Source organism: Prochlorococcus sp. MIT 0701 (genome assembly GCF_000760295.1).
Lineage (GTDB): Bacteria > Cyanobacteriota > Cyanobacteriia > PCC-6307 > Cyanobiaceae > Prochlorococcus.
On the sequence record NZ_JNBA01000039.1, the window covers coordinates 323,512 to 336,676 of the forward strand.

Annotated in this window: 12 protein-coding genes; 5 read left to right on the plus strand and 7 right to left on the minus strand. The window is 43.8% G+C overall.

The window, feature by feature from the left end:
- Positions 1 to 255: 255 nt before the first annotated feature.
- A complete protein-coding gene (locus tag EV12_RS11835) occupies positions 256 to 771 on the plus strand; it encodes a rhomboid family intramembrane serine protease (protein ID WP_241477281.1) in 516 nt (171 codons plus the stop codon).
- Positions 772 to 873: 102 nt separating this feature from the next.
- Here the strand turns inward: EV12_RS11835 and nth are convergent, their stop codons facing one another.
- The 3 genes from nth to EV12_RS11850 all read right to left on the minus strand — a co-directional run bounded on the left by nth (position 874) and on the right by EV12_RS11850 (position 3,771).
- Positions 874 to 1,527, minus strand: a complete 654-nt coding sequence (gene nth / locus EV12_RS11840) for an endonuclease III (protein ID WP_036915537.1) — start codon at positions 1,525 to 1,527, stop codon at positions 874 to 876.
- A 767-nt stretch (positions 1,528 to 2,294) separates the two neighbouring features.
- Positions 2,295 to 2,642, minus strand: coding sequence for a phenylpyruvate tautomerase MIF-related protein (locus EV12_RS11845; protein ID WP_036915785.1), 348 nt, complete (start codon positions 2,640 to 2,642; stop codon positions 2,295 to 2,297).
- 460 nt (positions 2,643 to 3,102) lie between these two features.
- Positions 3,103 to 3,771 carry a TVP38/TMEM64 family protein gene (locus EV12_RS11850; protein ID WP_036915540.1) on the minus strand — a complete coding sequence of 223 codons (669 nt, stop codon included), beginning with the start codon at positions 3,769 to 3,771 and terminating at the stop codon, positions 3,103 to 3,105.
- 925 nt (positions 3,772 to 4,696) lie between these two features.
- Between EV12_RS11850 and EV12_RS11855 the strand changes: the two genes are divergently transcribed.
- The 3 genes from EV12_RS11855 (at position 4,697) to EV12_RS11865 (ending at position 7,563) form a co-directional block, all read left to right on the plus strand.
- Positions 4,697 to 5,479: a helix-turn-helix domain-containing protein gene (locus tag EV12_RS11855; RefSeq protein WP_036915543.1), complete on the plus strand. Its 783-nt coding sequence runs from the start codon at positions 4,697 to 4,699 to the stop codon at positions 5,477 to 5,479.
- Positions 5,479 to 6,537: an ABC transporter ATP-binding protein gene (locus EV12_RS11860; RefSeq protein WP_036915788.1), complete on the plus strand. Its 1,059-nt coding sequence runs from the start codon at positions 5,479 to 5,481 to the stop codon at positions 6,535 to 6,537. Before EV12_RS11855 ends, EV12_RS11860 begins: the two co-directional genes overlap by 1 nt.
- A gap of 447 nt (positions 6,538 to 6,984) precedes the next feature.
- Positions 6,985 to 7,563 carry a ferritin gene (locus tag EV12_RS11865; protein ID WP_036915789.1) on the plus strand — a complete coding sequence of 193 codons (579 nt, stop codon included), beginning with the start codon at positions 6,985 to 6,987 and terminating at the stop codon, positions 7,561 to 7,563.
- Between the two features lie 116 nt (positions 7,564 to 7,679).
- Here the strand turns inward: EV12_RS11865 and EV12_RS11870 are convergent, their stop codons facing one another.
- Together EV12_RS11870 and EV12_RS11875 are read right to left on the minus strand one after the other, a co-directional pair.
- Positions 7,680 to 7,952, minus strand: coding sequence for a hypothetical protein (locus tag EV12_RS11870; RefSeq protein ID WP_036915546.1), 273 nt, complete (start codon positions 7,950 to 7,952; stop codon positions 7,680 to 7,682).
- A 13-nt stretch (positions 7,953 to 7,965) separates the two neighbouring features.
- Positions 7,966 to 8,559: a Crp/Fnr family transcriptional regulator gene (locus EV12_RS11875; protein ID WP_036915549.1), complete on the minus strand. Its 594-nt coding sequence runs from the start codon at positions 8,557 to 8,559 to the stop codon at positions 7,966 to 7,968.
- Between the two features lie 775 nt (positions 8,560 to 9,334).
- Here EV12_RS11875 and EV12_RS14330 point away from each other — a divergent pair.
- Positions 9,335 to 9,505 carry a hypothetical protein gene (locus tag EV12_RS14330; RefSeq protein ID WP_193742230.1) on the plus strand — a complete coding sequence of 57 codons (171 nt, stop codon included), beginning with the start codon at positions 9,335 to 9,337 and terminating at the stop codon, positions 9,503 to 9,505.
- A 471-nt stretch (positions 9,506 to 9,976) separates the two neighbouring features.
- On the opposite strand, the gene EV12_RS11880 is transcribed toward EV12_RS14330, so the two are convergent.
- Together EV12_RS11880 and EV12_RS11885 are read right to left on the minus strand one after the other, a co-directional pair.
- Positions 9,977 to 11,086, minus strand: coding sequence for a chlorophyll a/b binding light-harvesting protein (locus tag EV12_RS11880; RefSeq protein WP_036915551.1), 1,110 nt, complete (start codon positions 11,084 to 11,086; stop codon positions 9,977 to 9,979).
- A gap of 1,022 nt (positions 11,087 to 12,108) precedes the next feature.
- The gene (locus EV12_RS11885) at positions 12,109 to 12,642 is read right to left on the minus strand and encodes a ferritin (RefSeq protein ID WP_036915553.1); all 534 of its coding nucleotides are present in this window, start codon (positions 12,640 to 12,642) and stop codon (positions 12,109 to 12,111) included.
- Positions 12,643 to 13,165 lie beyond the last annotated feature (523 nt).

A 13,165-nucleotide genomic window follows, 5' to 3' on the forward strand; every position in this document is an offset into this window, starting at 1 on the left:
CGATTCATCACTGGAAGCGACGCCTTTAAAGCCTTCTGATCAACCTTGTTGTTTTCAAAATGTCAGGAACATCAGATTGCGTCCCACGGTATTGATCACCACCACTCGTTATTACTGCGATGACTTGGTGGAATTGAAGGGACTTAAGCATAATAAAATAGTGAATCATGCAATTGTCATTTCAAATCATCATTAGTGAACCAATCCAAACGCAAACAGATACTTACCTTTCGGTTATGCCTGCCTCTGTTCTTTGTGGGGATTGCTTGGCTCCAGGAGATTATTGATCAGCTATTTTTTTCGGGCAGATGGAATCTACCGTTAGGGCCTGGTGTTCCTTGGTGGGGTCTACTTACTGCTCCATTTAGCCATGCGGGCTTTGGTCACTTGATCTCTAATACGGTTATATTTATACCTCTCAGCTGGTTGGTACTTACCAAGGGTATTCGTGACTATATTGCTGTGTTAATTGCTGTTGTTGTGATGGAAATACCTGTTTGGTTGTTTTGGCCTAGAGGAAGCCATGGCATGTCGGGTGTCTTGTATGGACTGCTCGGCTATCTGTTGTTGATTGGATTTCTGGAACGCAGATTTATGCCCATTTTATTGTCAATCTTGTGCTTGATTCTTTTTGGAAATGCACTTCCGGCTTTGATCCCAGGAGTATCTCCCGCTGGGGTGAGCTGGATCGGGCACGCCAGTGGGTTTCTGGGAGGTCTTTTTGCAGCACTTGCTATTTCGCGGGAGTCAGAGAGGCTGGATAAGCCTTAGGATTGATCAACGACAACTTATTCTGGCTATCAATGAGTTCTTTTAATTCTTATTATCGTTTGTACTTACAAAAGTATCATATTATATCTTAATTTTGAGGGATTATGCTTTGGTACACATCACTGGATGTCGTCGTTTTGGATATAGCTCTCTACACAAAGCACAGGTTGTTCCATCACAACCTCTTGCTGAACAGTATTCACGCCCATAATAAATAATCTGGAGATGAAGCTTATTCCATGCTGATTTCGGGAATAGCTTTTTGAGATCTTTTTCTGTCTGAACAACGCTGCTTCCTTTAGATAATCCCCATCTTTGGGCTAAACGATGGATATGTGTGTCAACTGGAAATGCAGACACGCCAAAAGCTTGCGCCATGACAACACTTGCTGTTTTATGTCCAACTCCTGGGAGTGATTCTAGACCTTCGAAATTCTGTGGAACAGAGGAATGGAAGCATTGAACAATCATTTCAGAAAGTCTATAAATATTTTTGGCTTTTTGGTTTGAAAGACCTACTTGTCGAATGAATCCCAGAATCCTCTTCTCACCTAATTGAACCATAGCTTCTGGTGTCGGTGCAGTTTTAAATAGTGCTGGGGTGATTTCGTTCACCTTTTTATCAGTGCATTGAGCACTCAGTAAGACTGCAATCAATAAGGTGTAAACATTGGTATGGGTGAGAGGAATTTCCGGATCGGGATAAAGCTCGTTCAAGCGAAGCATGACTGTTGTTGCTCGTTCAAGTTTGTTCATTCGTCTTTCAAAGCTAAACAGATTTGGTTTTCATCTGAGATTGACTTCCATTATGCTGGAATCACAAGGTTTTAGCTTTTGAAGGGTACACCTCTGAACTGATGGTGTAGTCCTAGAATAGTTATTGTAAGAGGATGGCAGGGCTGACACCTTCTCCTCTAGGTATTATTGAAGAAATTGCTTCGATGGATGTTTGATGTCCGGCATTGCGTTGAGCAGTTGGACGTTCCTTCCATTAAGGCATTATCCATCAAGCCAAAGTGGTCTGGATTGCAAATGGATAGAATATAAATCAAAATAGCATTAGAGATGGTTCATAATCTTTGCCTATTTTGATTCTTATTAATTATTGCACAAGTCTAAGATCAAAACATCAGCATTATTATTGATAGCAGCTGCTTTCTGGTTGGATGGGGCGATTCGAATCAACGACATAGATCATTTCACAAGAGCAGTTTTTGGGTTGTTTGTTTAAATCAATACTTGGGGGATGATTGATGATATACATGGCTTTAGCTTCACAAGTGTTTTGCACATTCACCTACCATAATTAAACTTAAAGCAGATGCAAATCAACTACTTAAAAGTTATCAGATTAAGAGCATAATCGCAATTATTATTCTTCAGATCATGGGATTGTCGAGCTATTCTACATTGTTACTTGGCACTTCTTTAACTCATGCTGTACAGAAAAGACAGGGGGGGATGACCAAGAATTTAAGAGATTTTGTAAGCAGTTCTGCTAAGGGTGTTGCCTGTCGATCACTTCAACCGAAGGTGCTTCCGTTCCAACCCCAGAGTCGAGCAGGGACATCCTCAAAGACTATATAAGTGCGATCAGCTGGAATACCGAGCTTTTGCTCCATGTGGCTACACACTAGTTCACTCACTTCATGCGTCCGGCTACCATCGAGAGCTCCGATGCTTTTTACCTCCACGTAGCAGGTTGAGGAAAGATCTCCGGCAAAGGTCATCGGGACACCACATTGAAGGGATGTCATCACATAGCGCTCAGGTTTTCCGAGCAGATTTGCTAGTTTGCTTGAAAGCTCCTGCAATATTGAATTGGCATCAGCTACAGCTGGGACTGATGCTTGGATGTTGATCAAGGGCATGGAGACAATTTTTAAGAAGTCTGCTGCAAAGTATGCCATTTAGCTCCATACTTAGCTGCTAACAGCTGCAGCATTTACTAAATGTTGAACTGCAGTGCAGCTAGCACGACATTTTAACTGCAGAATCGAAATCTACCGTAGAACAACAACGAATTGATCGATGAAGTGGCATATTTGATTCTTCTGATTCCGTATCGATAATCATTGACATTCGTTTACAGTGATTGTCAGATTTACAATCCGTCAACTCTAATGTCAAAGCATTTTCCCATGGCTGATTAGAGCCATAGCTAACAAGCGTGTGAGTACTAGCATCGCCTACCAATAGAAGCTTATTACATTCCATTTGGCCACTTTACCTACATTTTATTTTCTGAAGCCATCAACACTCCCAACATGTAGACAAGGCAAGCTAAAACTTACACTCTATAAATCATGAGTAAGAAGAGTATAGAGATACCTATAGTGGCTTTTTGCGTTGTAGCAGACCTGTCACCATTGCCAGCCCAAATATACCAAGAATAGCTATCAATACCAGTATGATTTTATTGCCAGAATCAAGTAAACCTGCTCCTAATGCTACGGTAAATGGATTGGATAGTAAAATCCCAATCATTAGTGCTGGCACAAATCTAATCCAAGCAACCTTTGTCAATCCCATACCGTAGGATACAAAATCGAAGAATCCGGTCATAAGAAATCCAGTCATCAAAAAAAAGTTAGATTCCAGATGCCTTTGGCTCAAGTCTTCGACTCGAGCCATGAATTGATCACCCACAAGCTTCCTAATAAGCCTCTGACCGTAGCGCCTAGACAAGAAAAATGACAGGCAACATGACAAGGTATCGGCTAGACATATCACAATTAATCCCTTATTAAATCCCAGCAGTGCCCCAGACAAAACCGAGTAAGCAGTCCCGGGCAAAGCAGGTATAACGACACTTGTGAATCTTAAAATGAAGATGCCAAGAGGGACCCAAGCGCCCAACCCTGATACCCAGAGTCTTAGTTGATCGCCTCCTCCAAATAACTTTAGAAGGTAAATAGCTATCGCTACAGAAAGAATAAAAGCAATGATTCTTAGGCCCTTAAATGAACGTGAGTATTTTGAAAGTAAAGGGTTAGCCATGCAGAACTCTCATATCTTTAAATTCAATCTGTAGTTGACTTGACTCTCATTTGGATGAGGCTACAATGATTCCATCCATGCAACAAACATGCATGGGAAATTGTAATTATTACTACTATTGCTAGTCATCCCTACCCTTGCGTTAAGCGCAAAGAACTTTCCAAGTAAGGATATTTACCGTTACTTGGCATCACTCTCTGGCAAGAAGTAATAATTCAATGCTAATAAGCAAATCCCCCAAAACCAACTCTTTCTTTTTCAAAGCTTGAGTTGGCTGATCTATTCACTATTTTCCTATTAAGCCAGATTTGTGTATTTGACAGCTATCAAAGTCAAATCCTTTATTCGCCAAGTTCGTCACAATAAAGCTAGAAAATAGACATTCTGTCCATATTAATAAATATTTTAAGCCTTGTCTTCAGTGCCAACGATACACAAGCCCATCCAAGGAGACCGGTTTTGCATATCGTGTTCAAACCAGTTGGTTACTTTTTATGGAACCAATTTTATCCAGCAACCTTTATGCCAGGCTTCAGGTGAACTGATCATTATTCTCCAGTAGTTCATGGTAGATAGAGGCCTGAAATTACACCTATCTTTAATTTCTTCTCTAGAAATAAAATTCTTGTGTAGATCATACATTCTGTTCACTATAAGTTATTTCTTAGCGATAGCTTTTGAATCTATGCGTCTTGAGTTGAATTCAAGCAGATCCATGCGCAGGATGGTGGTTCTTTTATTTGAACCATAACCTGACTTCAGACAAAAATACCAACATGCTCTTTTTTCAGCCTTGTTTTGCCACGACCCCCCCTGAACCAAGCACCCTGAATCAATGGCTACCTCTAAATGTGATATTTATCACATGCTAAGCAAGCATCGATCTGTGCTCGATGGGTGAAAATGATTCATCCGCTTGTGACAATTGTCATCTATTGGAGTTGTTGTTGAATCAAAAATCTCTAGTAGGTGCTCAGGTCTATGTGATAGCAATGGATCTCGGAAAGATGCCACACAGATCACCCTTGATTCTGCGAGCAACAGTTATGGCAATGAAGAGTTCCCTTTCCTCCTTCAACCATTACACAATGCGTCTTGTCCGAAAACAGTCAGTAGTCAACTGGAATCGCTGGAATCACTTCAACTCACAATAGGACAGAGCATTCTGCTGTCCTCTCCGACGCATCAATCTCGCTACGTGCGGCTGTCGTTTCAGCAGGGTATTGCCAGGCTTTCAGGGTCTTTCGGAGATCATTTTCCTGATATCACTTTGGCTTTTTGCGGTGATACTGAATCTAGTTGGCTTCGATTACCCGACGGCAGTAACTTTTTGCTTGAGGCACTCACTAATAGTTCAATTGGCCTTCATTACGCAGACAACTGCCCAAAAGAGCAGGATCTCCTATGGGAGTGGCTGTTTGATTTTCATCTTGTCAGGCATCCGGTAGGAGCTGAAGCAAGGCTAGTTGCTCTTTTAAAGCTGCTCATTGGTCGCTTTGGCATCCGTAGAAGTGACGGTTATGAATTGCCCTTTCCACTTGGCCATGCCCGCATGGCCGAACTTATTGGGGCCACGCGCTCCACTGTTACGCGTCAGATCACCTTGTTTCGGAGCAAGAATGATCTTCAGCTGATTGAACCTGGCGGAACTTTTCTGCTCTCGGCACGACTTATCGAATCCACACCAGCTATGGATATACGCTTGTGATTACTAACCACTTGCAAATCAAGGGCGTCTGGCATCACTACGGTGATGGCTCAGCAGAGGGCTGGACACTGCAATCCATCAATATGAATCTCCAGCGAGGTGAGCTTGTTGGCCTATTGGGACCTTCGGGTTGTGGCAAAACAACCTTGCTTCGATTGATTGCTGGATTTGAAAAGCCTGTGCGAGGGACTATCTGCATCGATGGTCACGAGGTCGCAAGCTCAAGGAGCATGCTGCCGCCCGAGCGCAGAGGCATAGGCATGGTGTTTCAGGATTACGCCCTTTTCCCCCATCTCGATGCCTGGCGCAATAGCTGTTTTGGTTTACGCCGCGGCCAAGACACCAGCAGAGCGCAATGGCTGCTTGAGATGCTTGGCCTAGCGGATCTTCGTCACCGTTATCCGCATCAGCTGTCTGGAGGCCAACGCCAACGATTGGCGCTGGCAAGAGCACTGGCACCAGAACCCTCACTCGTACTTCTTGATGAACCCTTTTCCAACCTTGATGTTGAGGTACGTCTGCGCTTGCGCAGCGAACTTTCAGGAGTTCTTCAAACATGTGGTGCCAGTGGTCTACTTGTGACACATGATCCTCAAGAAGCCCTGGCAATCTGCGATCGGGTTGCAGTACTGCGTGATGGTGAACTCCATCAGTGCGCAACACCCAATGATCTTGTCCACAAACCAGCCACACCTTTTGTTGGTCGGTTTGTACTTCAAGGAAACCTGCTTCCTCTCAACATGGGTGGCGAGCATTGGCTGACGCCTGTTGGTCCTATCTCAAAACCCCAGGAGCCGAACGCCGCTAAGGCAACTGAGTTAATGGTCGATGATCAGGCACTGCAGATTCAGCAGGATCCCAGAGGCGAGGCTCTAATTCAAGGTCGGGAGTTTCTTGGTAGTCACTGGTTGTTGCGTGTGGAGCTTGGGAATCACATGTTGCGTGTACGGCAACCACTCGAACGTCCTGTCAAGACAGGTGATCGCTGCTTCGTCGCCTTTCGCGCTGGCCAAAAGGGCCTTCTTTTCCCCGGAGCGATTCCATGTCCACTCAGTTGAGAAGAATGTTTAAACGCCATGACTTAGCTAGTCAGGCTCTCAAACCCTCAACAGACATTAGACCTACAATCTTATGTTGATACAGCTATATTTGCAATCAACATGCCTGATTGCAAATGATTGGCTAATCAGTCCCGGCTGCATACGCATTTTCCACCTTTCCACTTAGAGCACTTCCGCTTTTTGCAGGCTTTTTTCTTGCTTTGAACTGGACCATGGCGTCGCAGGCGACTGTCTGAAAAGTCATTCCCCAAGGACTTGGCCATAACGACCTGCGGTCGACTCCGCAACTGAGATTGATTCTCATTCTACAGGGTCCATATCGCACCTGAAGAGATCTTTTCAAGATGTACAAGGGCTTGTAGCATTCGCTACATCACTATCTGCACCTCAGATTGGCTGGTAATCCATCACCGCCACTTTGTGCAGACTCATCAAAACAAAATCATGGCATTCCCTACAAGTACGAAAGCTGTAGCCCTTACGACCGGTCCTGCAGGACGTGCAATAGCTCAATCGATGGAGGCTTCTCTGGTTGAGGCTCTCCATCAGCATCTAACCATGGAGCGAAATGCTAGCGCTGCTTACTTTGCTATCGCGATTTGGTTTGCTGAACGCGAGTTGCGTGGCTTTTCCCATTACTTCAAGCAAGAAGCTATTCAAGAACAGGAACATGCAGCCCATTTTGCCGATTACCTGATTGCTCGTGGACAAGCTGTTGTTCTACAGGATGTGCCTTCACCCCGTCAGGAATGGATGTCTACAGATGAAATCATGGCTGCATCATTCCAGATGGAAGCAGACGTGACCACCTCACTTCATCAGCTTTATGCAATGGCTGAGCGAGCTTCTGATATGCGGACCACAGTTTTCCTTGACCCACTTGTCGATAATCAAGTCAACTCTGAAAATGAGCTTGCTCACCTCTTAGGGCGTGTACGCTTTGCCCAGGATCAGCCCTCTGCAATGTTGATAATTGACGGCGAACTTAGTGATGGCAAGCATTCGCCTGCGAAGTTGGCCTAGAGATAGCAATAGAAAGCCAATAGATAGACGTAACTATTTTTTCAAAATAGAGACTTAAGGGCTCTATTAATAGCTAAGAATATTGTTAGATTTATCATCTTGATGCTAATTAGTTCTTATAACGCTAGTGGTCTGCTGCTGATCTCAATTAGAAATGCAATAGAGAGTTTATCTTCGATACCTTTACTTTGCATGTCTTTTGCTGTTTCGAGTAATACAATGCGTCGATTGCTTAGCTGTTGAAATTCTCTTTTTAGACGGCAAGAGAGGCTTTCATCATTACATTTGGCCATCGCCTCCAGCAAAGATCTGCAGCGATGGCGGATCCCATCAACCTCTCTGCACAGACTGCCGATGACGGTGTCTGAAGTCGTAACTAAGTCTTTCATTTGCGTACAAGTATCAGGCGGCCAGAGGCGCTGATTCGATTAAGGCTGGAGACAAACGCAAGATGGGCTCTCCGCTGGGAACATTTAAAAGATCAGCGGTCCGTAGTCTGGAGATCAATCGCGTGGAGGTCACACGCGTGGAGCCGATCAGTTCGCCGATTCGCTCATGGGTGAGTCGGAATGGGAGATCACACCATTCGCCGCAGCGTCTTCCTAAACGGTTAACAAGCAGGGCAAACAACGCTTGGAGACGTTGTTCTGCATTGCCCAAGTGTCGTATCCGAAGCAACTGCAGGGTCCATTCGTTCACGGCATCAAAGTCATGCCCATCACGGATTTCTGCATCGCTACGAAAACATAGTGGCGTAAGCGCTTCGACACAGACCCCTTCGCTGCACAAGCGGTCGGTGCGTAGTTGATCGCCTTCCTGAAGAAAAGCGAGAGTCATCCCTTCAGTCTCTTCGCATGGGCAGTAAACGCGGGCTATGCCCTCAACGACTTCTATACACGCGCCACCTGATCGGGCGGCTGGATCGATCAGGATGGATTGCCCTGTTGGCATCCGCACTGCTGGTATTGGATCATCGGGGAGGAATCGGAAGCTCATTTGAAGCCTCTCAAGTGCTTTTTGAGAACTCTTCGCAACCTATACGCTCAACAGGGCCTTTTGCAAGCGATTCTCAATAGCAATAGGGTTGTTGCGAGGCTTACGTGTTGCTGATTGGTGCATATGTTAATTCCGTTACATATAGGCGTGCTGTTTGGGCACGTGGGGGCACCCAGTCATTACTTGCTGACTTGCGCTTGGTGAAATTTGTGGCAAAAAACGGCAACCCGAATGGACCTCTAGGCGCCATGGCCTCCTGGGCTGTGAATTTATCGAGTAATGGGCATCCTGGCTTTCGGGGGAGAACTTCATAGTGAGCATGGAATCAATGATGCAAGGACGTAGCAATGGCTAATAAAATTCCAATCTATTTGACAGAGTTTGATCTATTGAATCAATGCAGGGAAGTAAAATACTTTTTCTTGTCGTGAAATATGCCGTTCTAACTGCTCTCTCTTAGCCTAGGCTAATTTTATATCGTTGACATTTTCCAGCCAATGTGATTATAAGCGTATAGAAGGTATGTCATTATGATCGTCAACAATTACAATTCAGGAGAAGCGTTATCTTCAAAACCCATGAATGTCGTCATTATAGAGGCAAGACAGGCTTAACCATTAACGCACCTACAAGACAATCATCGGAAGACGACGTGCATACTAAAAAGCTCAACAGAGGAGGAGCTTTTCAACCAATTAAGTTGGTTTAGGATTAATGATATTTGTAGCCCAAAAATGCTAATTCTAGCTATATTAGATTGCGTCTAGAGCCAGCGATGTTTACAGCTCCCTTTGCCGCAGCAGTGGAACTTACACCAATAACCATTGGTGGAGTTATTTTGCTTGGTGTTTTGGTATTGGCAGCCGATATTCATTTGCTCATACGACAACAGCAACGAAGCCGCGTAAGGGAAGTGGCAGCAAGTACTGAACCTCAAGACAAATGAGTCCCCCAGATATTCGTCACCAACCCTTGGGGCCTGTCGGTCTATTACTCATAGATGGCATCAAGGGCATATAAGCAATTTATTGAAGTTGTTATTATGAGTGAAATTATAAAAATGACTGCAACCCGAGTATTTTTCTATAAGACATAGCTCATGGATGATTTATATTCCAAGATTCAATCGCTATATGGATTTGTTTTTTATCGATAGTCTCACCATGAAGGGTCGGCACCTCAGAGTCATTCATTTAACCTTACAGCTTAATAATTGAAATATATATCATCATGTTATATGGTCCTAGCAGACAATGTGCTAACAATCCGTATTTAGACGAAACGGATGTGATTCACATCTTTAATGAATTAAGCATAAGTTGATATTTAACTCTAGTAAGCTGTGGACTTAATAAAAAAGCCCTGCTTTCGCAGGGCTTACTCTATTCAGGAAGAGTTGTATTAATTTGGGGTTGGTTTATGTGGCGTTGTCGGTCGATGTTGACGGCATGGACGTAGTTTCACCTGGATTCAAGCTGATTTCATTACTTTCTAATTGATCAAACAATTTCTCAACACGCTTGAAGTCAAAACCCATCGCTCTCAATCCATGCCAGAGATGACCTTGAAGATAGAAGAAGCCAAGGTAGAAATGGAAGTTGGACAGCCATGCTCGAGCGGAATGTACATCTGCTCCTCCAAAGAGAGGATCTGTATCAGAAAAATATGGTGCGAAGCTCAATTCAATATTGAGAGGACCACCATAAAGCTCTGTTGGATAAATTGTCGTGTTCATAGACGCCCAGAAGGCTGCTACAAAGGCTATGTAAGCAGCACCTGCCAATGATGTTGAAAGAACAAACTCTGCTGATAGAAGCCCTTTACCCTTGAATTCTGTATATTCACCAAATGGCTTACTAAAGATATGCCATATAGCTCCTGCACTCAGGAAGAAAGCCAAGAAGGCGTGCCCGCCCATAACATCTTCCAAGCTATTGACGGTAAGCCAATCAATTTGGTGGTTCCATACCATTTGCAAGTCAAGGTTGTATTCAACCTTGCGTACTGCTCCCAGTGCTGGATCATAGATTCCGTGGTATTTAGCCCATTCAACAAATTGAACACAGCCAAGACCAAGGAATAACAGGTGATGTCCAAGGATGAAGGTGAGTCTGTCAGGATCCCCCCAGCTGAAATCGAATTTGTTAGGTCTGGAGTCTTTCGGGTACTCACCGAGATCCTCCTTGTATCTAAAGGAGTGAAGCATCGCCCCACCGGCATACACGGCTGAGAAAATCAGGTGTAAGACTGCGACTACAAGCATTCCGTAGGAATCAGTAATCACGCCGTTCTCTATTCCACCAATTCCAAGTCCCGCTAAATGCGGAAGGCTTACAAGGCCTTGATCACCGATGGGTAATGCGGAATCGTAACGGGCTAGCTCAAATAGGGTGTTGGCACCAGCACCGAAGCAAATCAATCCTGTATGGCCGATATGAGAGGCAATGAATCTGCCTGAGCGGTTGGTCACTCCACTGTTACCCGCGTACCACGCGTAGGTAACGTTGGATTTCCCGTAGGTTTGCACGAGAATGAACTTGTTAAGGGCTATAGAAATATATTTGCACCATGGTAGTTCGACATTCTGTGTACACAGAACTCTACATATTGAAGGCAATTAAGTGTGATTTAGACATCAAAATGTGCCGTAGTAAATGAATGCTTGCATGCGATCATTGGTTACATCATTGATCCGTCAGATGATACTCTCCAACAAAATCATTGATCACGTCACCAAGCAGTTAGAGGCACAATACAAGGTTACATTTCATACTCTTATTCAAGGGGTGATCATGGTGCAGCTGATACTGAAAGCTGTACTTCACTTGGCATTACTAGGCTTAGGGCTCTACTGACTACAAATGAGGAACTATTGTTGTGGCATTGTTGTATCTAAGAATTTGGCACAAGGGATTGACTTGCCTAGGATTAAGTCTCATTTCGAATTGAGCAAAGCCATCCTGTGATTGGGATTACTTGGGCTAGTGATATATGGACTTTGTCTGGATTCATCAATGGATTTTGGAACCCTCTCTGCAGTGGTGTGTGGAATCATTGGCTCGGCCTGCATTGCTATTTTTATTATCGGCGGCAAAGCCGATAATGATGGTCAAGGAACCAACATGACGTGAACTCTGGATTAGCACATTTTCAAACGAAGGGCAGAGTTTTCACTCTGCCCTTTTTTAATATTATTTTAAGTTGTAATTGAGAGGGGAAATCTTGTGCCAAGCGATTATATATACCGCCTGATCGAGATTGCTATGAATATCCTGGTCAATAGATATGGAATTAAAATAACCAAGTTAATTAGAATATAGCACCTCTATTCAAAACATAGATGCCAATATTCTAATCTGAATACAAGTTCTAGCGTTTGAGGATGAGGCCTGACAAGGCCAGGTCTTATTCTAGGCAGATAAATATCATTGCTGAATATTTAGCAATGCATCATAACTAAAAAAGCATTAGTTTTTGCGGAAAACTACAAAGAAGAGGTGGCGATAGATATTTCTTGCTATTATTGTAAAATGAAACTAAAGCTTGCAATTAATTCTCGGATTGTCTTAATCCAGTGAGACCACCTTTGACAGTTGTCAAGGCTGTTCCATCAAGGAACTGTTGATCTAAAAGAAGTAGAGCCGCTGTGTTGTCACCAGCCAGGCGAAGGCGCTTACGAACAAAGCGTGCTTCCGCTTCCTCTTGTAACTGTTCGGCAATGAACCAATCGAGCATGGCGGTCGCACTACGCTCACCAGCTTGTTCGGCAATGGAATAAATGCGATTGATTGATGCTGTTACATCTTTTTCCAGGTCATAGACCTGATCAAAGAGATCCTGGGTGGATCCCCAGTTGCGTTGTGGTGCTTCAACAGCGGGGAGCTCCACCTGTTCATCGCAATCGACAAGATAGGCAATAAGTCGATCTGCATGACCACGTTCCTCTTGGCTCTTAATTTGCATGTATGAGGAAAATCCAGCTAAATCCTTCTCGCGAAGCCATATTGACATGGCTAGGTAGGTATGACTTGCCTGAAACTCACAAGCCAAATGACAATTGATCGCCTTGGTTAGGTCATTCATGGTCTGCTTTACCGATTAAGGCCATCATTGGCGAAATGAACTTCTGCAGTCGAAACTGCCTATGCATGCTAATGGAGACGTGCTGAAGTGCAGCCGCAGACTTGAGTAGTTGATTTATAGTATACATTCCCTTGTCCTGCTAAAAGTGAGCCACCTTCTTTAAATTCCAAATATTTTCTTCTAAGCGATAGCACCCTTGCGGGCTTTAAATTAATAAATTAGTTCAATAAAAACCTTCTGGTATCACCGATTAAATCAGAAGAGTAGGGGGCATGATTAAAGAATTAATACTTGCACCTTATGGAACTTATGCATAAAGGGGATGTTGACTTGGTGCTAATCTGGGCTGTGTCTTAAGCCGTCAAAACGTCTATTGATTTGGACTAGTTACTCTAAATACTTATCAAGCTTGCATCATAGTTGGCCACATTAATCATATTAACATGGAATTCATTTGTCTCTATACTCGTGCCTAAATCAGTAACTACTTAACAAGTGAGCATGATTGAAATATTTTTCTTTG

Coding starts and splice junctions, on each gene's coding strand:
- nth (WP_036915537.1), bottom strand. CDS start 1,527: ATGAACAAACTTGAACGAGCAACAACAGTCATGCTTCGCTTGAACGAG.
- EV12_RS11845 (WP_036915785.1), bottom strand. CDS start 2,642: ATGCCCTTGATCAACATCCAAGCATCAGTCCCAGCTGTAGCTGATGCC.
- EV12_RS11850 (WP_036915540.1), bottom strand. CDS start 3,771: ATGGCTAACCCTTTACTTTCAAAATACTCACGTTCATTTAAGGGCCTA.
- EV12_RS11865 (WP_036915789.1), top strand. CDS start 6,985: ATGGCATTCCCTACAAGTACGAAAGCTGTAGCCCTTACGACCGGTCCT.
- EV12_RS11870 (WP_036915546.1), bottom strand. CDS start 7,952: ATGAAAGACTTAGTTACGACTTCAGACACCGTCATCGGCAGTCTGTGC.
- EV12_RS11875 (WP_036915549.1), bottom strand. CDS start 8,559: ATGAGCTTCCGATTCCTCCCCGATGATCCAATACCAGCAGTGCGGATG.
- EV12_RS14330 (WP_193742230.1), top strand. CDS start 9,335: ATGTTTACAGCTCCCTTTGCCGCAGCAGTGGAACTTACACCAATAACC.
- EV12_RS11885 (WP_036915553.1), bottom strand. CDS start 12,642: ATGAATGACCTAACCAAGGCGATCAATTGTCATTTGGCTTGTGAGTTT.